At 70.6% G+C, this 19,680-nt stretch carries 20 protein-coding genes and 1 pseudogene; 10 read left to right on the forward strand and 11 right to left on the reverse strand.

Annotated elements, in window-relative coordinates:
• Positions 1–64: 64 nt before the first annotated feature.
• Both HNR67_RS27525 and HNR67_RS27530 read right to left on the reverse strand, forming a co-directional pair.
• On the reverse strand, positions 65–697 hold the full coding sequence (locus HNR67_RS27525; protein WP_185005111.1) for a GNAT family N-acetyltransferase: 633 nt from the start codon (positions 695–697) through the stop codon (positions 65–67).
• Complete coding sequence (locus HNR67_RS27530) at positions 694–1,884, reverse strand: macrolide family glycosyltransferase (RefSeq protein WP_185005112.1); 1,191 nt, start codon at positions 1,882–1,884, stop codon at positions 694–696. Before HNR67_RS27530 ends, HNR67_RS27525 begins: the two co-directional genes overlap by 4 nt.
• Before the next feature lie 108 nt (positions 1,885–1,992).
• Here HNR67_RS27530 and HNR67_RS27535 point away from each other — a divergent pair, with 108 nt between their 5' ends.
• The 3 genes from HNR67_RS27535 (at position 1,993) to HNR67_RS27545 (ending at position 5,352) form a co-directional block, all read left to right on the forward strand.
• On the forward strand, positions 1,993–2,568 hold the full coding sequence (locus tag HNR67_RS27535; RefSeq protein WP_185005113.1) for a pyridoxamine 5'-phosphate oxidase family protein: 576 nt from the start codon (positions 1,993–1,995) through the stop codon (positions 2,566–2,568).
• A gap of 47 nt (positions 2,569–2,615) precedes the next feature.
• Positions 2,616–3,812 carry an MFS transporter gene (locus tag HNR67_RS27540; RefSeq protein ID WP_185005114.1) on the forward strand — a complete coding sequence of 399 codons (1,197 nt, stop codon included), beginning with the start codon at positions 2,616–2,618 and terminating at the stop codon, positions 3,810–3,812.
• Positions 3,813–3,957: 145 nt separating this feature from the next.
• Positions 3,958–5,352, forward strand: coding sequence for a DUF1996 domain-containing protein (locus tag HNR67_RS27545; RefSeq protein WP_185005115.1), 1,395 nt, complete (start codon positions 3,958–3,960; stop codon positions 5,350–5,352).
• A gap of 17 nt (positions 5,353–5,369) precedes the next feature.
• On the opposite strand, the gene HNR67_RS46390 is transcribed toward HNR67_RS27545, so the two are convergent.
• Positions 5,370–7,469, reverse strand: coding sequence for a YibE/F family protein (locus HNR67_RS46390; protein WP_185005116.1), 2,100 nt, complete (start codon positions 7,467–7,469; stop codon positions 5,370–5,372).
• Positions 7,470–7,545: 76 nt separating this feature from the next.
• Here HNR67_RS46390 and nudC point away from each other — a divergent pair, with 76 nt between their 5' ends.
• Positions 7,546–8,742 (forward strand): NAD(+) diphosphatase, encoded by a 1,197-nt coding sequence (gene nudC / locus HNR67_RS27555; protein WP_221490072.1) that lies wholly within the window; start codon positions 7,546–7,548, stop codon positions 8,740–8,742.
• 109 nt (positions 8,743–8,851) lie between these two features.
• On the opposite strand, the gene HNR67_RS27560 is transcribed toward nudC, so the two are convergent.
• Together HNR67_RS27560 and HNR67_RS27565 are read right to left on the reverse strand one after the other, a co-directional pair.
• Positions 8,852–9,619 carry a MerR family transcriptional regulator gene (locus tag HNR67_RS27560; RefSeq protein ID WP_185005117.1) on the reverse strand — a complete coding sequence of 256 codons (768 nt, stop codon included), beginning with the start codon at positions 9,617–9,619 and terminating at the stop codon, positions 8,852–8,854.
• Between the two features lie 216 nt (positions 9,620–9,835).
• Positions 9,836–10,789 carry a helix-turn-helix transcriptional regulator gene (locus tag HNR67_RS27565; protein WP_185005118.1) on the reverse strand — a complete coding sequence of 318 codons (954 nt, stop codon included), beginning with the start codon at positions 10,787–10,789 and terminating at the stop codon, positions 9,836–9,838.
• A gap of 99 nt (positions 10,790–10,888) precedes the next feature.
• On the opposite strand from HNR67_RS27565, the gene HNR67_RS27570 reads away from it, so the two are divergent.
• Positions 10,889–11,605: an alpha/beta fold hydrolase gene (locus HNR67_RS27570; RefSeq protein ID WP_185005119.1), complete on the forward strand. Its 717-nt coding sequence runs from the start codon at positions 10,889–10,891 to the stop codon at positions 11,603–11,605.
• A gap of 144 nt (positions 11,606–11,749) precedes the next feature.
• Here HNR67_RS27570 and HNR67_RS27575 read toward each other — a convergent pair whose 3' ends face one another.
• Positions 11,750–11,971 (reverse strand): hypothetical protein, encoded by a 222-nt coding sequence (locus HNR67_RS27575; protein ID WP_185005120.1) that lies wholly within the window; start codon positions 11,969–11,971, stop codon positions 11,750–11,752.
• Positions 11,972–12,167: 196 nt separating this feature from the next.
• Here HNR67_RS27575 and HNR67_RS27580 point away from each other — a divergent pair, with 196 nt between their 5' ends.
• From HNR67_RS27580 to HNR67_RS27590, 3 genes are read left to right on the forward strand one after another with little or no spacing between them, the layout of a single operon-like run.
• Positions 12,168–13,688: a peptide deformylase gene (locus HNR67_RS27580; RefSeq protein WP_185005121.1), complete on the forward strand. Its 1,521-nt coding sequence runs from the start codon at positions 12,168–12,170 to the stop codon at positions 13,686–13,688.
• Positions 13,689–13,707: 19 nt separating this feature from the next.
• Positions 13,708–14,643, forward strand: coding sequence for an aminoglycoside phosphotransferase family protein (locus HNR67_RS27585; protein ID WP_185005122.1), 936 nt, complete (start codon positions 13,708–13,710; stop codon positions 14,641–14,643).
• Positions 14,640–15,131: a hypothetical protein gene (locus tag HNR67_RS27590; RefSeq protein WP_185005123.1), complete on the forward strand. Its 492-nt coding sequence runs from the start codon at positions 14,640–14,642 to the stop codon at positions 15,129–15,131. Before HNR67_RS27585 ends, HNR67_RS27590 begins: the two co-directional genes overlap by 4 nt.
• Before the next feature lies 1 nt (position 15,132).
• On the opposite strand, the gene HNR67_RS27595 is transcribed toward HNR67_RS27590, so the two are convergent.
• The 5 genes and pseudogenes from HNR67_RS27595 to HNR67_RS27610 form a co-directional block, all read right to left on the reverse strand.
• Positions 15,133–15,558 (reverse strand): ATP-binding protein, encoded by a 426-nt coding sequence (locus HNR67_RS27595; protein ID WP_185005124.1) that lies wholly within the window; start codon positions 15,556–15,558, stop codon positions 15,133–15,135.
• A gap of 42 nt (positions 15,559–15,600) precedes the next feature.
• Complete coding sequence (locus tag HNR67_RS27600) at positions 15,601–15,822, reverse strand: hypothetical protein (protein ID WP_185005125.1); 222 nt, start codon at positions 15,820–15,822, stop codon at positions 15,601–15,603.
• A 139-nt stretch (positions 15,823–15,961) separates the two neighbouring features.
• Positions 15,962–16,423: pseudogene (locus HNR67_RS46745) on the reverse strand (DUF6542 domain-containing protein); the annotation flags it as partial.
• A complete protein-coding gene (locus HNR67_RS27605) occupies positions 16,311–17,483 on the reverse strand; it encodes an LCP family protein (RefSeq protein ID WP_185005126.1) in 1,173 nt (390 codons plus the stop codon). The pseudogene HNR67_RS46745 and the gene HNR67_RS27605, both read right to left, overlap by 113 nt.
• A gap of 26 nt (positions 17,484–17,509) precedes the next feature.
• Positions 17,510–18,262, reverse strand: coding sequence for a polysaccharide deacetylase family protein (locus tag HNR67_RS27610; protein WP_185005127.1), 753 nt, complete (start codon positions 18,260–18,262; stop codon positions 17,510–17,512).
• A gap of 179 nt (positions 18,263–18,441) precedes the next feature.
• Here HNR67_RS27610 and HNR67_RS44945 point away from each other — a divergent pair, with 179 nt between their 5' ends.
• On the forward strand, positions 18,442–19,005 hold the full coding sequence (locus tag HNR67_RS44945; protein WP_185005128.1) for a hypothetical protein: 564 nt from the start codon (positions 18,442–18,444) through the stop codon (positions 19,003–19,005).
• Positions 19,002–19,676, forward strand: coding sequence for a two-component system response regulator CseB (gene cseB / locus HNR67_RS44950; protein ID WP_185005129.1), 675 nt, complete (start codon positions 19,002–19,004; stop codon positions 19,674–19,676). Before HNR67_RS44945 ends, cseB begins: the two co-directional genes overlap by 4 nt.
• Positions 19,677–19,680: the final 4 nt, after the last annotated feature.

Consider the following 19,680-nt stretch of genomic DNA (forward strand, 5'->3'; position numbering starts at 1 on the left):
CGCCTCGTTAATTAACCGCTAGGTTGAATGTAGTCCTGGTCACTTCGACTGGCAAATGCGCAGGTCAGGCGATGCGGCGGGCGGCGGTGACCGAGGACTGGGTGGTCCAGCCGAGGGCGTGGTAGAGGCCCTGGCCGTCCGTGGTGGCCACCAGCACGGCCCGGTGCGCGCCCCTGGCCAGGGCCTGTGCGCCCAGGCTGGCCATGACCACCCGGCCCAGGCCGCGGCGCCGGTGCGCTGGCGCGGTCTCGACCTGGTCGACCACGACGGCCGTGCCGGCCAGCCCGATCCGCCCACTGGCCGCGACCGAGCCGTCCGGCGCGCGCAGCCGCACGTCGACCACGTGCGCACCCTCGGCGATCTCCACCGGATAGGAGGTCTCCGGCGCGGGCTCCGGCGCGAGGTCCAGGCTCATCAGGAACTCCGGCGCGCCCACCGACCACTGCCCGGACAGGCAGGACGTGACCTGATCGGGTGGTCCGCAAACTTTCAGCCAGGTGTCCACTGTGGTCAGTCCGGCGGCCAGCTCCCGCAGTCTCACCGGGTCGAAGCCGGGCAGGACGTGGCGGACCAGCTGCCCAGGCCGGTCCACGCGCAGCCGCCACCCCTCGGGCACGGCCACCGGCGGCGCGACCTCGCGGCAGCGCGCCCAGCCGTGCACCCAGTCCCGCACCAGCTCCCCGACCAGTTCGGTCACAGCAGTTCCTCCACCACGTCCGCGGCCACCGGCGCACCACCCGCGGCCTGCGAGCGCTTACGGTACGCCGCAACACGTTTGGCCATCGCACCGTCACCGAGCACGGCCAGTGCGGCCGCGAGCAGGCTCTCCGCGGTGACCTCGCCGGGCGCGAGCTGACGCCCCAGTCCGAGTGCCTCGATCCGGTCGGCGTTGACCCGCTGTTCGGCCATCTGCGGCACCGCCAGTAGCGGTACTCCCAGGTGGAGTCCCTCCATCGTGCTGCCCATGCCCGCGTGCGTGACGAACAGGTCGACCTGTTCGAGCACGGACAGTTGTGGCACGAACCGGTGAACTTCGACGTGCGTGGGCGCGGGGCCGAGGGCGGCGCGGTCGACCTGGTCGCCGATGGCCAGCACGACGTGGATCGGCAGTCCGTCGAAGGCGTCCATGCAGGTGCGGAAGAACTCCGGCTGCCGGTTGTAGGCGGTGCCCAGGGAGATGAACACCCTGGGGCGCACCGAGTTCGGCGGTTCCCACTCGCCCTGGAAGGAGCGCTGACTCAGGCACGGGCCGACGAAGTGGTAGCGCTGGTCGAAGGTCTCCCCCGCGGGCTGGAACTCCCTGGGCAGGAAGACCAGGTTTCGCGCGCTGAGCGAGTCGTCGAACAGGCCGCCGAAGTCGAAGCTGGCTTTCCGTTGTGCGGCAAGGGCGCCGAGCCTGGCGAGCACCTCGGCGAAACCGGGGTGCGCCGGGTCGAACTCGACGTGCTCGTCGGTCATCGACCAGTGCTGGTTGCTGACCAGCGACGGGCAGCTCTGCACCGTGGGCACGCCCCAGCGGTCCCCCAGGAACGGTCCTACCCAGCGCATCAGCTGCATGCCGTCGTAGAGCACCAGATCGGGTTCGTCACCGGCCAGCGCCTGTTCCAGCACCGGCAACTGGGTCTCGGTCTCGGCGACCCCCATCCCCATCAGCCGGATGATCTCCTCGCCGGTGAAGTCCGGCGGGTCCTCATCGGCCCAGGACTCCTCGATGACGGACTGGTAGACCACCGGTTCCGCGCCTGCGTCGGCGACCCTGGCGGCGTAGTCCTTGGTGGTGGCGAAGGTGATCCGGTGCCCGCGCGCGCTCAGTTCGCTGACCACGCCGAGCAGGGGGTTGACGTGTCCCGCCGCACCGGGGGCGAGACAGAGGATGTGCGCCATGCGAGGTTCCTCCCCAGGAAAAAGTGATATCACAATGCTAGAGGGTGGCCGGGCCGGTCGGCAAGCGGCGTCAGCGGATTGCCAGCGGCAGCGCCGAGACTGCCGATCATGGGGCGGAACTACGACGGACTCGACGCGAAGCTACGGCGCTTCATCACCGAGCAACCACTGTTCTTCGTGGCCACGGCGCCGCTGGCCGGCTCGGGGCACGTCAACCTCTCGCCACGGGGCCGGGCCGGGACGCTGCGGGTGCTGGATCAGCACACGGTGGCCTTCCTGGACTTCGGCGGCAGTCACGCCGAGACCATCGCGCACCTGCGGGAGAACGGCCGGATCACGCTGATGTGGTGCGCTTTCAGCGGTCCGCCGATGGTGCTGCGGGTGCACGGCGCCGGCGAGCCGGTCTTCCGCGACGACCCGCGTTTCGCCGAGCTGGTGGCGGGTTTCGGCGAGGCGGACGGGCCGGGGCTGCGCGCGGTGATCCTGGTGGCGGTGCGGCGGGTCAGCGACAGTTGCGGATTCGCGGTGCCACTGCTGGATTTCCGGGCCGAGCGCACCCTGCACGCGGACTACTTCGGACGGCGTGCGGACGCCGATTTCGCCACCTACTGTGAGCGGGTGCCGACCAACGGCACCAGCATCGACGGGCTGCCCGCGCTGCCCTTGCCGCTGCCCCCGCGTTGACCCCTTAATCGCTCTGACCTGGGCTTGCCACGTGGCAGGCTCGGGTCATGCCGATCACTTCCTTCCAGCGCCTGCTCGGCACCACGGCGTTGTCGGACTCCGCGACCGGGGTGGTGATCGTGGCGGGCACGCTGATCGCGGAGACCACCACCGGATCGCCGCTGGCGGTGGCCGCGGTGAGCACGGCGGCCAGCCTGCCCTGGCTGCTGTTCGCGGTGCCCGGCGGCGTGCTGGTGGACTCCACCGATCGCGGCCGACTGCTCCGATTGGCCCAACTGGGCCGTGGTCTGGTATTGCTATTAACCGGGTTGTTGCTCAGCACCGGCATCTCGCCGGTACCGGTGCTGGTGGTCTCGGTCTTCCTCGTCGTGTGTCTGCAGTTGTTGTCCGACACCGCCGCCGAGGTGACCATTCCGGAGCTGGTTCCTCCGGACAAGCTGACCGGCGCCAATGGCGCGATGTCGGTGGCGACCCGGTTGTCGCAGCAGGCTTTGGGGCCGGTGGTGGCCGGCGTGGCGGCGAGTCTGGCGATCGGGTTGCCCGCGGTGGCGGCGGGCGTGGCCTGTCTGGCGGCGGCGTGGTTGTTACGCGGGATCGCGTTGCCCGCGGCGCCGGTGACGCGGAGCAGGCCTGGGCTGCGGTCCGGGTTCCGGCCGGTGTTGCGACAGCCGATCCTGTTGGCGCTCTTCGGTGTCAGCGGCACGGCGATGGCGGCCTACGCGGCGTTCCTGATCCCGTTCCTCGGGTTCGCGCGTGGTCCGCTGGGGCTGAGCGAGACCGGATACGGGCTGTTGCTCGGGGCGACCGGGGTGGGTGCCGCGGTGGGGTCGTTGCTGTCCGGGCGGTGTGAGCGGTGGTGGGGCCGGGCCCGGCTGTTGCAGCTCACCCGGGTGGGCTGGGCGGTGTACTTCGCCGCGCCGCTGGTGCTGCAGGGCTGGGCGCTGGGTGCGGTGATGACGCTGGCGAGTGTGCTGGGCGGGATGTGGCAGGCGGTGTCGATGTCGGTCCGGCAGCGCACGGTGGTCCGGGCCGAGCTGGGCCGGGTGGGCGGCGCGTTCCGGATGATCAATTACGGCAGCTCGCCGATCGGCGCGGCGCTGGGCGGGGTGCTGGCGGTGCTGGTGCCCGCACAGGCGGTCTTCGCCGGGTGCGCGGTGCTGATGCTGGTGACCATCCTGCCGCTGCGGCGGTGGGTGTCGGAGTCGCGGCTGGTGGCAGCCGAGGAAGGAGTACACGCGAAATAACGGTTTGATAACGCGAGGCAACGAGGTGAGCTTTCGCAGGTTCCGACCCGTATTTCCCATGTCGGGTTCACGGGTGCCTTGGAATCCCGGCGAAGTTATGCACACGCATGTTTTTCATGCACCTTGACCTGTGAGGTGACCTCGCATGGCCTTGCACAGACTCCCGTCCCGACGGGCCGCTTTCCTCGCCGCGTGCATCACGATGACGCTGCTCGCCGGAGTGGTCGCCGTGATCACCTCCTCGGTGCAGCCGGGCTCGGCGCTGGCTGACGGGCAGGGGCCGGAAGACCAGTACGTCGACATCCGAAAGGTCAGACCGAACGTACGCACCCCCCGAGGGGAGAACGACGCGACAAAAGGCACGTTCACGGTCAACTGCGGCCGCAACGAGAACGGGCACTTCAATCCGGACAACTTCATCGCCCAGCCTGGCGTGCGCAACGGCGCCCAGCACCTGCACGACTATGTTGGAAACCTTTCCACGAATGCGGACTCGACGAATGAGAGCCTGAAACGAGCAGGCACGACCTGCAAGAACGGCGACAAGTCGACCTACTTCTGGCCGGTGGTGCGCATCGACCGTGACGACGACGCGCAGAACCAGAAGGGCCAGCGTGGCGGCGGCAACAACACCCAGCAGGCCAAGGCCGATGTGGTGACGTGCCCGGACGTGGCCAGCAAGCTGGAGGACGTGCCGGATGAGTCCCAGCCCGCGGTGGAAGCGCGGCTGGACCAGCTCGACGGGCAGGTCGAGGAGGCCAACGAGAAGTTCCGCGGCGTGGACGCGGCCAACCAGGGCCAGGTCCAGCAGGAAGTGCTCGCCCCGCTGGCGCAGCAGCGCGAGCAGGCCATCGACGGGATCAAGCAGGAGGCCGCGCGCAACGGTCAGCAGCCGGAGCTGGACGGGCTGGCCCAGTGCGAGGTCAAGCAGGACAACGCCGAGGTCTTCGAGTCACCCAAGGCCAGCCTGCTCGACGCCGACGGCAACAACGAGTTGCCCGGAAACGGCGGGGAGATCCAGCGGCCGGAGGTGGTGGACCTGACCTTCCGCGGCAGCCCCACCGGCAAGGTCTCGGCGATGCCCCGCTTCCTGCGCATCCTCTACGGCGACGCGAAGGTCTCCACCAACGGCACCAAGAACGCCCGCGCCTCCTGGACCTGCACCGGCTTCGAGGACCGGCTGCTCAACAAGTATCCGATCTGCCCACAGGGCAGCAAGATCAAGCGGGTGCACGACTTCCCGAGCTGCTGGGACGGCCAGAACATCGACAGCAAGAACCACCGCGACCACATCCTGTTCCCCGATGCCGGCTCCGGGCGCTGCCCGCGGGGTACGCGCGCGGTGCCGCAGCTGCGGATCTCCCTGACCTACAACATCCCGCAGGACATCCAGCAGCAGCGCCGGTTCGCGGTGGACTCCTTCCCGGAGGAGAAGCACAACCCCTTCTCCGACCACGACGACTTCGCCAACGTGATGTCGCAGTCGATCATGAACCGGGTGGTCAACTGCATCAACAAGAACAAGCGGTGCCGGGAGTGAGGCCGGGCAGGGCCTGATCAGTCGCGCCGGTGTCGGGACCGGCGTGGCGGGGTCGGGTGCTCCGGCTCCGGGTGGTCGGCGGGCGGCGATTCCCACTGTTGCGAGGGTGACGGTGGGAATCGCCGCTGTTCGCGTGTGGGGTAGGGCGGCTCGCCGGGGGGTGGGGCGGGGTGGGGTGGTCGCGGCTGGTCGGGGGCGGTCCACTCGGGGACTGGCCACTGGCCGGTGCCCGGGGTGGGGGCCGGGCCGCGACTGAGGTTGGGTGCTGGAGCGGGGTTGGGGCTGTTGGGTGGGTTGTGCGGGTGGGCGGGGGCGGGCCAGCGGCCCGAGGCGGGGTTGAGGGCCGGGTGGGAGCGTTCGCTGGGGTGTACTGGGCCGGGCACCGTCGGGGCAGGCGGTGGAGCCAGGCCAGGGGGTGCAGGGTTGCCGGGGGTGGTGGGCCGGATCCTCGGATCTGAGGCGGTTGGTGATGGCAGCCTCGGTTGGGTGCCCGTGGCGGGGGAAGTCGGTCGCGGGTGCTGGCCGGTCGTGGTCGGCGGCGGTAGGTGACTCGTGCCGGGGCCCGGCTGGCCGGGAAGGCGTGGGTGGGTGCCGGTGGCCGATGGTTGTGGCTGGCGGGGCTGGGTGCCAATGCCGGTGGCGGGACCGGGACCAGAGCCGGGACCAGTGCCAGAGCCAGAACCGGGGCTGGGACCCGTGCCAGCGCCCGTGCCAACGCCGGGGCCGGGACCCGTGCCAACGCCGGGGCCAGCGCCGGGGCCGAGGTTGGGACCCGTGCCAGTGCCGAGTCCAAGGCCGTGGCTGGCGCCCGTGCTGTGGCTGTGGCCGGGAGCTTGATGGAGGGGATCGGGGTCTGGAGTGGACTCCGGGATGTTGTCGCGGTCCTGGGTGTGGTCGGGGTCCTGCGGGGTGTCGACGGGTTCGCGGACGGCGACCAGGGCGGCGAGCAGGGTGGTGACCGGGACCGCGGCTACCAGGCCGATGCTGCCGATGAGGGTGCGGACGATTTCCTGGGCGAGGGTTTGGGTGGTGGCGATTTCGGTGAAGGTGCGGCCGGAGACGGAGAAGGTGATGAGCATGGGCAGGGCGGCGCCCGCGTAGGCCATGAACAGGGTGTTGACGGCGGAGCCTGCGTGGTCGCGGCCGATGCGCAGGCCGGCGGCGTAGAGCTTGCGCCAGTTGAGGCTGGGGTTGGCGCGGCGGAGTTCCCAGACGGCGCTGGCCTGGGTGACGGTGACGTCGTCGAGTACGCCCAGGGCGCCGATGATGATGCCGGCCAGGAGCAGGCCTCGGGTGTCCACGGGGCGGCCGAGCAGGGTGATCAGGTTGGTGGATTCCTCGTCCAGGCCGGTCAGGTGGGTCAGGCCGACGAAAGAGGCGCCCAACAGGCCGATGAGGACCAGGCTGACCAGGGTGCCCAGGACAGCGGTCGAGGTCCGGGCGCTGAAGCCGTGGGTCAGGTACAGGGCGGCGAACATGATGATCCCGGCGCCGACCACGGCCACGGCCAGTGGGCTCTTGCCGGCGAGGATGGCCGGGAGCATGAAGTACATCAGGACCAGGAAGCTCAGCGCGAGGGCGCCCAGGGCGGCCAGGCCGCGCCAGCGGGCCAGGATGAGCACGGCCACGGCGAAGATCGCGGCGAGCACGCCGAGGGGCAGGCCGCGCTGGAAGTCGACGAGTTCGTAGGCGGCGCCGTCGCGGGGGTTGCCCTCGCCGGAGAAGGCCAGCACCACGGCGTCGCCGATGGTGAACTTCGGTGCGCTGGGACCCAGTGGCACCGGGACGCGCACGGTGGCGCCCGCACCGGGGCCGTCGGTGAGGGCGACGGTGACGACCTGGCAGTTCTCGCCCTGGCCGCCGGTGGCGCAGGCTTGCTGGGCGACTGCTTTGACCTCGGCGTGCACGGGGGTGCGGTTGAGGCCCAGTTCGCCGCCGGTGGCCTGCTGGCTGCCGAAGGGGTAGAGCAGGATGCCGCCGAGCACCGCGGCCAGCGCCAGCGGGGCGAGCAGGATCGTGAGCAGGGTGCGGACGCGGCGGGAGACCGGTTCGGCGGGGCCGTGACCATGCCCGTGGCCGTGGCCGGTGGGTTGTCTCGGGCGGTCGCTGGCTGGCACCTAATCATCTTGACGGTCGCGGTCGCGGACTGTGGAGTTGGCCCCGTCACCGCCCACGAACGCCTGGAGCCATCTCGTGTCTGACCTGGCCATCGCCTACAACGGACTCTCGCTGGACCGCGCGGGCAGGCACCGCGGCGATCCGGATTGGCTGGCGGAGGTGCGGGAGCGGGCGGGGTCGACGGTGCTGCCGCTGTGGCGGGATCGGTGCCTGGTGCGGGATGGGGTGCCGGTGGCACTGCCCGCGGCGGTGGGGCACTTGGGGGGAGCTGGGCGCCTGGGTGGAGCCGGGCAGGCAGGTGAGACCGGGCACCTGGGTAGGGCAGGACAACCAGGCGAAGCCAGACAGGTGGGCGAGGCTGGGCTGCTGGGTGTGGTGGGCGGTCGGGTGGTGGGCGGCGATGGGGGCGGGCACGCGGGTGCCGCGGGCAACGGTGCGGCACACGAGGGCCGTGGCCCGGACGGCGTGGCTCGGAACGGCGGGAGCGGGGGTCGCGAGGGCCGGGGTGATGCTGAGTCCGTTGGCCACAGTGGACGGAATGGGGTTGAGCCCCTGGGCGGGCGGGAGCTGGTTTTCCTCGCACTGGATGGGGATTGCGGGCGGTTCGCGGTTGATCTGTCCGATGTGGACGAAGCGGAGGCACTGCGGCTGAGTGGGGCGGAGGCCGTTGTGGATGTTCGGGCGCTCTTCCCGGTGTTGTCCGCGAGCGAGTCCGCGCTGCTCGCCTACGCCAAGGGCATCCTGCACTGGCATCGGACCCAGCGGTTCTGCGGCGCCTGTGGGCACGGAACTGAGGTTCGGGAGGGTGGGCATCTGCGGGTTTGTGGCTCGGGTGGGTGTGGGCGGTTGTTGTTTCCTCGGCTTGAGCCTGCGGTGATTGTGCTGGTCACGGCGCCGGATGCGCCCCGGCGCTGCCTGTTGGGGCGGCACCGGGGCGCGGCGGAGGGGGCGTTCTCGACCTTGGCCGGGTTTGTGGAGATCGGCGAGAGTCTGGAGGACGCGGTCCGTCGGGAGGTCGCCGAGGAGGCCGGGGTCGTGGTGGGGCCGGTGCGTTATCTGGCCTCACAGGCCTGGCCGTTCCCGGCTGGGTTGATGGTGGGGTTTCAGGCCACCGCGGTGGATGAGGCGATCTTGGTGGATGAGAACGAGCTGATCGAGGCCCGGTGGTTCAGTGCGGCGGAGATCCGGGCGCGGGTGGCGGCGGATCCGGCGGCGTTCCGGGTGGACTCGATCGGGCATCACCTGATCGCGGACTGGCTGGCGGCGGACTGAATCGGCGGGCAGTTGACCGCCGGGGCCGCCCGGTTCGGGACTGACCAGGTCGGGACCGGCCTGCGCCGGGCCGGCCCTCCCCGGTGTGGGTCCGGCTCGGCGGCTGGTGCTAGCCGGCGTTGGTGGCGTTGGCCTTGACCGCGTCGCGGATGAACTCGGCCATGCCGGGGCGCTGGCGTTCTGGGCGGACCAGGAAGGCGAACTGTTCCGGGTCGGTGACGTAGCTTTCGGCGATGCTGACCTGGATCGGGTAGGAGCAGTCGAAGAACTTCTTCAGCATGTCCCGGTGCCGTTCGGCCAGGGCCAGTGCGGCGGTGCTGTCGGGTGCGGCGCCGCTGTCCAGGAGGGTTTCCAGGTCGGTGACCCAGTCGGCGACGCGCTGCTGGTCGGCGACCCACTCCTCCTTGGTCATGGCCGCGGCTTTGGGCATGCCCTCCTGCCACTGCTGGGTGTGGCCCCAGCGGGATTCGGCTCGTTCGGGGTAGCCGGGGGCGGGGCGCCAGGCGCCGAAGACCTCGAACTGCTCCTCGGGGGTCAGGTTTGTTCCCATGGCTCGTGCCTCCATCGTGTGTTCGACGGCCTTGACCATCTGCTGGAGGCGTTCGATCCGGTCGCTCAGCAGCGCGTGCTGACGGCGCAGGTGTTCCCGCGCGTTGACCGTCGGGTCATCCAGCAGGGTCGAGATCTCGTCCAGGGGGAAGCCGAGTTCGCGGTAGAACAGGATTTGCTGGAGGCGATCCAGGTCCTCCTGTTCGTAGCGGCGGTAGCCGGCCAGGGTGCGGCCGCTCGGGCTGAGCAGGCCGATCTCGTCGTAGTGGTGCAGCGTGCGCACCGTGACGCCGGCGAACCGGGAGACCTGGCCGACCGAGTAACTCAACCTTCCCCACTCCTTTCGTTGACGACTCCGAGCCTGTGGCCTCACGTCGCGTGAGGGTCAAGTGTGCGTACTTCCGGACCGGATTTCTCGCTCCGTGGTGTAACGCTCACGCTGCGCCGAACGACGAACCTGGCGGTCGGGCGTTACTCCGACCGGAAGCCGGTGCCCCGGCGTGGGAAGCTACCCCCCGACTTCCCTCGCCGGGGCCGGGCTGGCTCAGTGCTCGCTGGCCGCCACCAGCCGCGCCGCGTGCGCCCTGACCTCCTCCTTCAGCTCCGCCGGGTGGTGGATGCGGAAGTTCCAGCCGAGTCCGGCCAGCATCATCGCCATCCCGTCCAGGCGTTCGGCGCGGGTGCGCAGCAGCACGCCGTCGGCGGTGTCGGTCAGGGTGGCGGTGCTGGCCGGGATGCGTTTGCGGGCTTCGTCCAGGGTGGTGTGCAGGGTGACCTGGACCTCCCACGCGTAGGGCACGCCGGCCAGGGACTGGGTGACGTGCTGGACCGGGTTGAACTCCGCGGGCGGGGTGAAGGTGTGCTCGGTGATGGTGACCTCGCCGATGCGGTCCAGCCGGAAGGTGCGCAGGTCGGCGCGGTGGTGGTCGTACCCGGTGACGTACCAGCGGCCGTGGTGGAAGACCAGGCCGTAGGGGTCGAGTTCGCGTTCGCTGTCCTGGCCCTGGTAGGAGCGGTAGGTCAGGCGGACGGGGCGGCGCCGGCTGGTGGCCTCGCCCAGCACGAGCAGGGTGCCGGTGCCGGGGGCCTGGGCCTGGCGCGGGGCCAGGGTGAAGTCCAGGGCCTCGCGGACGGCGGCGGTGCGCTCGCGCAGCTGGGCGGGCAGCACGCGCTGGATCTTGGCCAGGGCGGTGTCCACCGCGGGTGCGGTGGTGGCCAGCCCCAGCCGGGCCCCGGCCAGGAGGCCGAGGATCACGGCGACGGCTTCCTCGTCGGTGAACATCAGCGGCGGGAGTTTGTAGCCGGGCAGCAGCCGGTAGCCGCCGTAGCGGCCGCGTTCGGCCTGCACCGGGATGCCGAGTTCGGCCAGGCGGGTGGCGTAGCGGCGGATGGTGCGTTCATCGACGTCCAGGCGCTGGGCGAGGTCGGCGCCGGTGAGCCGGTGGTGGGCCTGGAGCAGTTCCAGCAGCGCCAGGATCCGGGTGGTCGGGTGTGACACGGGCCACTCTCACAGTTAATCCGGGCGGAATCTGTCCGGATTTGATTCTAGCGTTCTCACCAGCGGAAACAACCGGAACAACGAAGCTGGGAGATCACAATGGCGAACATCGTGCTGGTGGGCGGGGCCTGGATCGGCGCCTGGGCGTGGCGGGCGGTCACCCCGGAACTGCGCGCGGCCGGACACCAGGTCTACCCGCTGACGCTGACCGGTTTCGGTGACCGCGCCCACCTGGGCACCCCGGAGACCGACCTGTCCGACCACGTCCAGGACGTGATCGCGGCGATCGAGGCCGAGGAACTCACCGATGTGGTGCTGGTCGGGCACAGCTACGCCGGCTCGGTGGTCACCGTGGTCGCCGACCGCATCCCCGAGCGGCTGGCCAAGGTGATCTACGTGGCCGGGGTGACCCCGGAGCACGGCAAGCGGCTGTTCGACCTGATCCCGGGCGTGGAGGAGATCATGCAGGCCATGGCCGACGCCGAGGGTGACGGGTGGCGGATCCCGTTCATCAGCGACGAAACGCTGGACCTGTACTACGGCGAGCACGGGCTGACCGGGCAGCACCTGGGCTGGCTGCGCACGCACGCCCACGGGGTGCCGATCGCCACCCACCGCGAGGTGATCAAGCTGGCCACCCCCGACAGCTCACCGGTGCCGCGGGTCTTCGTGCACTGCACGGGTGACGGTCCGGCGCACGAGCTGCCGCACTACGGGCGGGACTGGGTGCGCGCGGAGATCGCGACCGGGCACTGGCCGATGGCCACCAAGCCGGTCGAGCTGGCGGCGTTGCTCGACCGGCTGGTGGTCGCCTGAGCTGTCCCGGCAGACAGCTCGGAGGGCTCCCGCAGGGATACGGGATCAGGGCAGGGATGGTTGCCGAACCGGTGGCGGCCGGGTTGCAGGCCCGGAAAACCCGCCGCCACCGGGGCGGCTTCCCCGCGTAGTGGCTTGTGGCGCCTACGCGGGAGTTCGATGCCAGAACAGCTCGCCGACGGTGAAGTCGGGCACCGCGGCCACGCTGGTGACGGCAAAGGTCTGCATCTGCGCCTGGTCGGGGCCGCTGGCCCAGACCACTCGATAGCGGCGCAGCTCCCGGTCGTAGCGCACCGAGACCGACACCCCCGAGCGCGCCGAGAGCAGAGTGGCCAGCCGTCGGGCACTGCGGGCTCGGTGGCTCATGGTGCTCATTCCGGTGGGAACCGCGCGAAGCACCCTCTGGACAAGTTCCATAACGGAAGACCTCCCGAACACTCCGCGCGGTCGCTTGTGTGCTATCTGTGGTTAGAGCAGACCAGTGGTGAGCGGCTAGCGGAAGATGTGCGTGGACTCACGCGCCTCTCACGCCGACTCACGCCTCGGCGGTGGAGGCGGCGGCATGGTGTCTGACGAGGAGCCCGCGGGCGAGGATGTCGCGCATCTGGATGCGTTCATCGCCGAGCTGCGGCGGTGGCGTGACGTGCGCGGACTCTCCCGCACGGCGCTGGCCAACGCCATGGGCTACAGCCGATCCTATGTCTCGAAGGTGGAGAGCGCGCACGAGCGTCCCTCCCGGGAGTTCGCCAAGGCCGCCGACGAGGCGTTGCGCGCGGCCGGGGCGCTGCGGCGGGCCTGGCGGGACTACGACACCAACCGGCCGGTGGCGATCCGGCTGATCCAGCCCAGCCCCGAGATCGGGGTGGAGGCGGCCACCGGATCCAGCCTGCTGGTCGAGCACGATGACGCCGAACTGCACTTCGACGGCCACTCCTACCGGGCGACCATGCGCCGCAAGCTGGTCAACTCCGGCACCGAGCCGATCACCCGCTACCTGATCCGGATCGCGGTGGACCGCTACCCGGACAACCCCGAGCAGTCCAACCGGCTCTACCGGGACAACCCGCTGACCTGGAACGAGCTGGCACTGTCCGCCTGGTGGGGCGAGGGCAGGGCCGAGCCGATGCACTGGGTGGCCCAGCACGACCGGGACGCCTTCAAGGAAGTCTGGCTGCTCTTCGCCAACGACAGCGGCCACTTCCCGCTCTATCCGGGGCAGAGCACCTGGATCGAGTACACCTACTCCGTGCGCGCGGAGAAGTGGGGGCCGTGGTTCCGCCGCGCGGTCCGGCTGCCCACCAAACGCCTGTCGATGCGGCTGGACTTCCCGGCCGAGCTGGAGCCCACCGTGTGGGGGCTGCACACCTCGATGACCGCCGAGGCGATGCCCTTCCGCACCGCCATCGACGAGCGCCGCGAGCAGGGCCGCCGGGTGTACTCCTGGGCCACCGAGGACCCTCCTTTACATGCCCGCTACCGCCTCGAATGGCATTTCCGGGCCGCCGCCCGCATCGCCGCGGAAGCCCGCCAGCAACGCCCCAGCGAGGTCATGCAGGCCCTGGGTGTGCTGCAACGCGACGACCCGTTGTTACACCGCCCGGCCCGCCCCTTCGTGCTGCCCGATGAGGCTGAAGACGCCCGCCGGGTGCTGCACGAGTTGCGCACTGCGGCCAAGCGGATCTGCCGCGCGCACACCTTCGGCAAGGGCATGGGCCTGGCCGCCAACCAGCTCGGCATCGACCGCGCCGCCGCCCTCGTGCTGCCGCCGGGCAGCGAGGACCTGATCATGCTGCTCAACCCGCGCATCATCGAGATCGGCGACCAGACCGACGAGCAGTACGAGGGCTGCCTGAGCTTTTTCGACGTCCGCGGCCTGGTGACCCGGCCCCTGGCCCTGCACGTGGAGCACCAGGAACTCTCCGGGGCTCGGCGGATCACGATCTTCAGCCACGGGGTGGCGCGGCTGATCGCACACGAGGTCGATCACCTCCATGGGGTGCTCTACCCGGAGCGGATGCGCACCGACGCGGAGTCCATCCCGGTAGAGGAGTACCAGGGAACTGGGATGAACTGGGAGTACTAGTTCCTCTACGGTGCCCGGCATGAGCGAACCCCGGTGGTGGCCGCAGGCCGTGTCGTGGATCGAGGCGAACCTGGCCGGCCGGGTGCGCACCGGCGAGATCGAACGGGTCCGGGAACGGCCGTGGTCCACGGTGGCCACCGTGCCCACCACGACGGGTCCGGTGTGGTTCAAGGCCAACGGGCCGGGGCTGCTGTACGAGGCGGGGTTGCTGCGCGTGCTCGGCTCGCTGGCCCCCGACCGGGTGATCACGCCGCTGGTGGTGGATGTCGAGCGGGGCTGGGCGTTGCTGCCCGACGGTGGGACGACGTTGCGGGAGTCAGGGCAGGACGGGCTCGCGGCCTGGGAGCGGTTGCTGGGCGAGTACGCGGTGCTGCAACGGGAGCTGGCGCCGCACACCGCGGACTTCCTGGGGCTGGGCGTGCCCGACCTCTCCCCCGCCACGCTGACCGCCCACCTGGACCGGCTGCTCGGCGAGCACGAACTGCCCGAGGTCGCCGCGGCGCGGCCGCGGTTCCTGGACTGGTGCGCTGAGCTGGCCGGATCACCGGTGCCGCTGGGGCTGCAGCACGACGACCTGCACGACGCCAACGTCCTGGTCGACGCGCAGGGCCGGTACCGGTTCTTCGACTGGGGTGATGCCAGCATCGCGCACCCCTTCACCACGTTGCTGGTCTCACTGCGAGTGGCCGCCCGCAAGTTCGACCTGGACCAGGGCGCCCCGGAGATCCTGCGGTTGCGGGATGCCTACCTGGAGCCGTGGTCGGATCTGGGCACCCCGGCCGAACTGCACCGCACCCTCGCGCTGACCACCAAGGTCGGCGCGATCAGCCGGTCACTGGCCTGGGAACGCGCCCTCCTGGAAGCCGACGCGGAATCACTGGCGGAGTGGGCCGACGCCGTGCCGGGATGGCTGGGCGAGCTGGTCAAGGGACCCGATCTGGCGGCGCGGCGATGATGCCACTGTTCCAGGAAACCCCGACACCGGAGCTGGCGGCAGCGGGCCTGCGGCTGAGCATCGCGCCGCCGGAACGCACGCCGCTGTGGGCGGCGCACTGGCTCACCGAGGACCTCGACGGCACTGACCTGCGGTTGCTGGCCGGAATGAGCGGCCAGGACCTGGACGAGGTCCGTGCGGTGCTGCCCTGGGCCCTGGCCGAGGCCGGGGCGCCGGAACCGGAACCGGAGCTGGGCGCGGCGGCGCGGGTGGTGTTCACCGCGCTGGCCAGGGCCTGTGCGGACGGGCTGGCCACCGAGGAGCAGCTGCTGCACGCGGTGGACTGGATCTGCCGGGCGACCGGGTACGACGAGGCGGTGCTGGCGGCCCCCTTGGCGCAGGTCCTCGCGGTGGAGGGTGAGTGGACCGGCCTGGGTGGGCGGGACCGGGCGACGTTGCGGGCCGAGATCCGGGCGGCGGTCACCGCCCAGCTCGACCCGCCCGGCTGACTCAGGCGGCGTCGGACTGCGGGGCCGGTAAGGCCGCGCGCAGGGTGAGCAGGAACCGGCCGCTGGAGCGGGTGACGTCCAGGCCGGTGACCGCGGCCAGGATCAACGTCAGGCCGCCGCCGTGCGGGCGCAACAACGCGGGTGGGCAATCGGGACTGGCGGTGGCCGCGGGCACGAAACCCGAGCCCTGGTCGCTGACCTGGATCAACAGCTCGTCCTCGGCCAGGGCCAGGGTGATGCCGACCGCGGCGCGCGGGTCGGCGGCGTTGCCGTGCTGGATGGCGTTGGCCACCGCCTCCCGCACCGCCTGGCCCAGTTGCTCGGCCTCGGCGGGCGGGAACAGGCGGCGCAGCACCGGGTCCACCGCGGCGCGCACGGCGGGCAGCCGGTGCGCGTCGCTGCCGATCTCCAGACTGAGCACGATCATCGGGAACCTCCCACGGCGGCGGGAAGCGGACTACGCCTTGCCTCAGCCGCTGCTGCGCAGCCAGATCAGCTCGGCCAGCTCAAGTTCGGCGACCTCCTCGGTGTATTCGGCGGCCAGCTCGCGCATGGCCTCGCGATCAGGACCGCCGCTCCATTGCACCTGGTACCGAGCGGCTGACCGGTCGTAGCGCACCAGCACGTAGGCGCCGGTGCGGGCGGTCAGCAGACTGGCCAGACGCCGGGCGTGGCGTGCTCTCAGACTCATCGGCGCTCACCCCTTCCCTGCCACCACGCAACCATTCCGACCGCCCGCTCCGGGAGGTCGAGCCCGCCTTCACGCGCGTCTCACGCCGGTTCACTGCGCCGGGCGAGGCTCTCCTGACTACGCAGGTCCGCCGTGCGCGGTTCACCCGGCCCAGCACGATCGCGATCACCACAGCCGTGGTGGCCGCGATCCAGGGGAAGGTTTTGACCAGGTCGGACACCGCGGCCAGCAGCGGTGTTCCGGTGGCCACGACGGTGGCCACCACGGCCGCGGTGATCAGCGGAGGCTGCACGGCTGCGGTGAACAGGCCACCGGGGGCCACCAGCAGGGCGGCGGCCACACAGCCCAGTCCGATCCCCGCGGGCAGCCAGGCGCCGCCGAGCAGGCCGCCCGCGGCGCCGGGCAGGTAGGCGATGAGGATCGCGGCCCAGAAGGGGACGCGCGGGCGAGTGGCGCTCGGGTGCTGCTCGCCCGCGCGAGCGGTGAGGTCAGTTGACACAGGGGATCCCGGCGGCGTCGATGGGCTGCTGGGCGGTGTTGGCCACCGGCCGGACCTTCCCGGCCGAAGTGCCCGCGCCGGAGGCGTTGGCGGGGGTGCCATCGCCGGTGAGCAGGCCCTGCACGAAGCCCTTGACCTTGTTCGGGTCGACCTCCACCGCGACGCCGTCGCCGGGGGTGGCCAGGTTGGAGCGCAGGGTCGGGATGGTGTGGAACTGGATCTTCCCGCCGGAGAGGCCCTGGACCTGCTGGGCGAATCCGAGCAGGTCCCAGCCCTGGTCGAGCACGACCGAGCGGGTCAGGGCGTCGATGAGGTCCTTGACCTTGCCAGGGTCGGTCAGCGTCCCGGCACTGAGCACCTGGTGGGCCAGCCCGGCCAGGAAGGCCTGCTGGCGGCGGACCCGGTCCAGGTCACCGGCGGGCAGGCCGTGGCGCTGGCGGACGAACTTCAGCGCGTCCACCCCTTCCAGGGTCTGCTTGCCCGCGGGGAAGTTCGCGCCGGAGAAGTCGTCCTTGACCGGCTTGTTCAGGCAGACCGGGATGCCGCCGACGGCCTTGGTGATCTCGCTGAAGCCGTAGAGGTTGATCTCGGCGTAGTGGTCCACGGTCAGACCGGTGAGCTTGGCGATGGTGTTGATCAGGTTCTTGCGCCCGGCGGTCACCGACTCCTTGTCCACGGTGGCCGGATCCTTGCCCTGGCCGCGCAGTTCCTTGGCCTTGGCCACCTTGGCCCTGGCGTAGGCGGAGTTGAGCTTGTGCTTGCCGAACCCACCGGCGATGTCCACATAGGAATCCCGGGGCAGGGAGACCGCGAAGGCCTTCTTGCTCGGATCCGCGGGAACGTGCACCAGCATCATGGTGTCGGTGTTCTGCTCCCCGTTGGCATCCCCGGCCTGCAGCGCGTCCAGGACCTCACGGGAGAGCGGGCGGCCCTGGGCGTCGGTGCGGGAGTCGACACCGACCAGGAGGATGTTGGTGTCGGTGCCGGGGGCCTTGGGCAGCACGGGCTCGCCCTTGTCATCGGTGATGACGTTGTCGGTGGCCAGGCCGATGGTGGCCTGCCGGTAGGTCAGGTAGCCGGCGGCGGTGGCGGTGAGCGCGGCGACGGAGACCAGCACCAGGCCGGTCTTGCCTATCCCGGTCAGCACTCGGCGAGTCGACATGGAGTTCCTTTTCTCGGTGTTCGCGCTCACTTGAGGTAGTCGGTGAGCAGGGCGGGGGTCAGGTTGTTCGCGCGGGCCTGGTCCACGAATGCCTGGACGTCCTGCTCGAAGGTGTTGCGGAAGTGCATGAGCACGATGGAGCCGGGCCGGAACTCGCGCGGCCCGCTGAACTGCACCTTGCCGTTGATGATCTCCGAGCCCCACTGCACGACCCACTTGATGCCTGCCTCACCGGCGGCCTTGAGCGTGTTGTCGTCGAAGTTGCCGAACGGCGGGCGGAACAGGGTCGGGCGGGCGCCGAACTCGGTGCCGTAGGTGTCGGAGACCGGGCCGATCTCGGCGCGCTGGGCGTCGAGGGAGCGGCCCTTGAGGTTGGGGTGGGACTCGGTGTGGTTCTCGATCGCACCGCCGGTCTCATCCCGGAGCTTCTTGTAGAAGCCGGGGTCCTGCTTGACGTAGGAGTTGGTCAGGAAGAAGGTCGCCTTGACCCCGTTGCGCTTGAGGATGTCGATCATGTCGGGGCGGCGGGTGGCGCCGTCGTCGATGGTCAGGAACACCACCCGGTCCTGGGTGTCGACCTTGTAGGTCACCTTGGCGGGCTCGCCGCCGGGCACCGGGCGGGGCGCCGGATCGGGGGATTTGTCCGTGGACTCCGGGCCGGGGCTGCTCGCGGCGGGTTCGGGGGTCCCGGCGGTGTTCCGGTTGAGCAGCAGCGCCACCACGATCAACGCGAGCACAGCCGCGGCCACGTAACGGAACGGACCGAGACGCTTGAGCATGTGAACAACTCCCCGAAAAGTTGTCTGAGCAGGACGTTTCCGACGCTAAGCGCCCTTTGTCATGGCCGTCCGACGGTTCTGTAACAGCCGCCCGGCACTCCCCCGCCAGGCACGTAACACCCGGTGGGGCGGGTGCGCCGAACACGCCGGGGCGTGGTTGCCTGGGCACAATGAGCGGCATGCGAAGGCGGATCGGCCCCGCGGTGGCCCTGGGCGCCGCCCTGCTTGCCGCTGGATGCGCCACGGTCGGCGGCGTCCAGGTGGAGGGCCCGGCCAGCCAGGTCAAACCACCCCCGACCAGCCCGCCCACCAGCAGCGGCACCGCACCCAGCGCCGATGCCATCGCGATCCTGCGCGCCGACCCGCAGGTCGGGGAGAAGATCAAACTCCAGCTCAAACCGTGTGGGGACAGCCGCTACGCCGTGGATGTGCGCTTCACCGACATGACCGGGGACGGCAACGCCGAACTGCTGGCCTCCATCCGCGCCTGCGCGGGCAGCGTTTCCGGGGCCTACCCAGGTCGCGGGGTGCTGGGCAGCTACATCTACGACCTCACCGCCACCCCGCCGCGACGGCTGTTCGGCACCGAGGAACCGGGCAATGTGATCAAGGTCGAACCCAGCATCGGGTTCGTGCTCAGCCACCCCGTCTACGAACCGGCCGACCGCAGCTGCTGCCCCAGCGGCGAGGAGATCACCGTCTACCGCTGGACCGGAACCGCCTTCGAGGAGTTCAAGAAGTGAGCGGCTTGCACGTGCTGCTGGTCGAGGACGACGACGTCATCCGCGAGGCCACCCAGCTGACCCTGGAACGCGACGGCTTCACCGTCACCGTGGCCGCCGACGGCCTGGCCGGCCTGGCCGCCTACCGCGAACACCGACCCGATGTGGCCCTGCTCGACATCATGCTGCCCGGCCTCAACGGGGTGAGCCTGTGCCGCCAGATCCGCGAGGAGGGCCCCACCCCGGTGATCATGATGTCCGCCCGCGCCGACCCCATCGACGTCGTCCTGGGCCTGGAGGCCGGGGCCGATGACTATGTGACCAAGCCCTTCGACTCCACCGTGCTGGTGGCCCGCATCCGCGCGGTGGTCCGCCGGATGGTGCGCGCCGGGCGCGAGGTCGAGGACACCGTGCTGCGCTTCGGCGACCTGGAGATCCACAAGAACGGCCTGGAAGTGCGCCTCGACGGCGAACTGGTCGAGCTGACCCCGACCGAGCTGCGGCTGCTGCTCTGCTTCGCCGAGTCCCCCGGCAACGTGCTCACCCGCGATGTGCTGCTCGAACAGGTCTGGGACTACCAGTGGGGCGGGGACTCCCGGGTGGTGGACGTGCACGTGCAACGGCTGCGGGTCAAGATCGGGCAGGACCGGATCGAGACCGTGCGCGGCTTCGGCTACAAGCTGCGGGGCTGAGCCG

The organism is Crossiella cryophila (genome assembly GCF_014204915.1).
GTDB lineage: Bacteria > Actinomycetota > Actinomycetes > Mycobacteriales > Pseudonocardiaceae > Crossiella > Crossiella cryophila.

Coding starts and splice junctions, on each gene's coding strand:
- HNR67_RS27530 (WP_185005112.1), bottom strand. CDS start 1,884: ATGGCGCACATCCTCTGTCTCGCCCCCGGTGCGGCGGGACACGTCAAC.
- HNR67_RS27535 (WP_185005113.1), top strand. CDS start 1,993: ATGGGGCGGAACTACGACGGACTCGACGCGAAGCTACGGCGCTTCATC.
- HNR67_RS27540 (WP_185005114.1), top strand. CDS start 2,616: ATGCCGATCACTTCCTTCCAGCGCCTGCTCGGCACCACGGCGTTGTCG.
- HNR67_RS27545 (WP_185005115.1), top strand. CDS start 3,958: ATGGCCTTGCACAGACTCCCGTCCCGACGGGCCGCTTTCCTCGCCGCG.
- HNR67_RS27570 (WP_185005119.1), top strand. CDS start 10,889: ATGGCGAACATCGTGCTGGTGGGCGGGGCCTGGATCGGCGCCTGGGCG.
- HNR67_RS27575 (WP_185005120.1), bottom strand. CDS start 11,971: ATGAGCCACCGAGCCCGCAGTGCCCGACGGCTGGCCACTCTGCTCTCG.
- HNR67_RS27580 (WP_185005121.1), top strand. CDS start 12,168: ATGGTGTCTGACGAGGAGCCCGCGGGCGAGGATGTCGCGCATCTGGAT.
- HNR67_RS27585 (WP_185005122.1), top strand. CDS start 13,708: ATGAGCGAACCCCGGTGGTGGCCGCAGGCCGTGTCGTGGATCGAGGCG.
- HNR67_RS27590 (WP_185005123.1), top strand. CDS start 14,640: ATGATGCCACTGTTCCAGGAAACCCCGACACCGGAGCTGGCGGCAGCG.
- HNR67_RS27595 (WP_185005124.1), bottom strand. CDS start 15,558: ATGATCGTGCTCAGTCTGGAGATCGGCAGCGACGCGCACCGGCTGCCC.
- HNR67_RS27600 (WP_185005125.1), bottom strand. CDS start 15,822: ATGAGTCTGAGAGCACGCCACGCCCGGCGTCTGGCCAGTCTGCTGACC.
- HNR67_RS27605 (WP_185005126.1), bottom strand. CDS start 17,483: ATGTCGACTCGCCGAGTGCTGACCGGGATAGGCAAGACCGGCCTGGTG.
- HNR67_RS27610 (WP_185005127.1), bottom strand. CDS start 18,262: ATGCTCAAGCGTCTCGGTCCGTTCCGTTACGTGGCCGCGGCTGTGCTC.
- HNR67_RS44945 (WP_185005128.1), top strand. CDS start 18,442: ATGCGAAGGCGGATCGGCCCCGCGGTGGCCCTGGGCGCCGCCCTGCTT.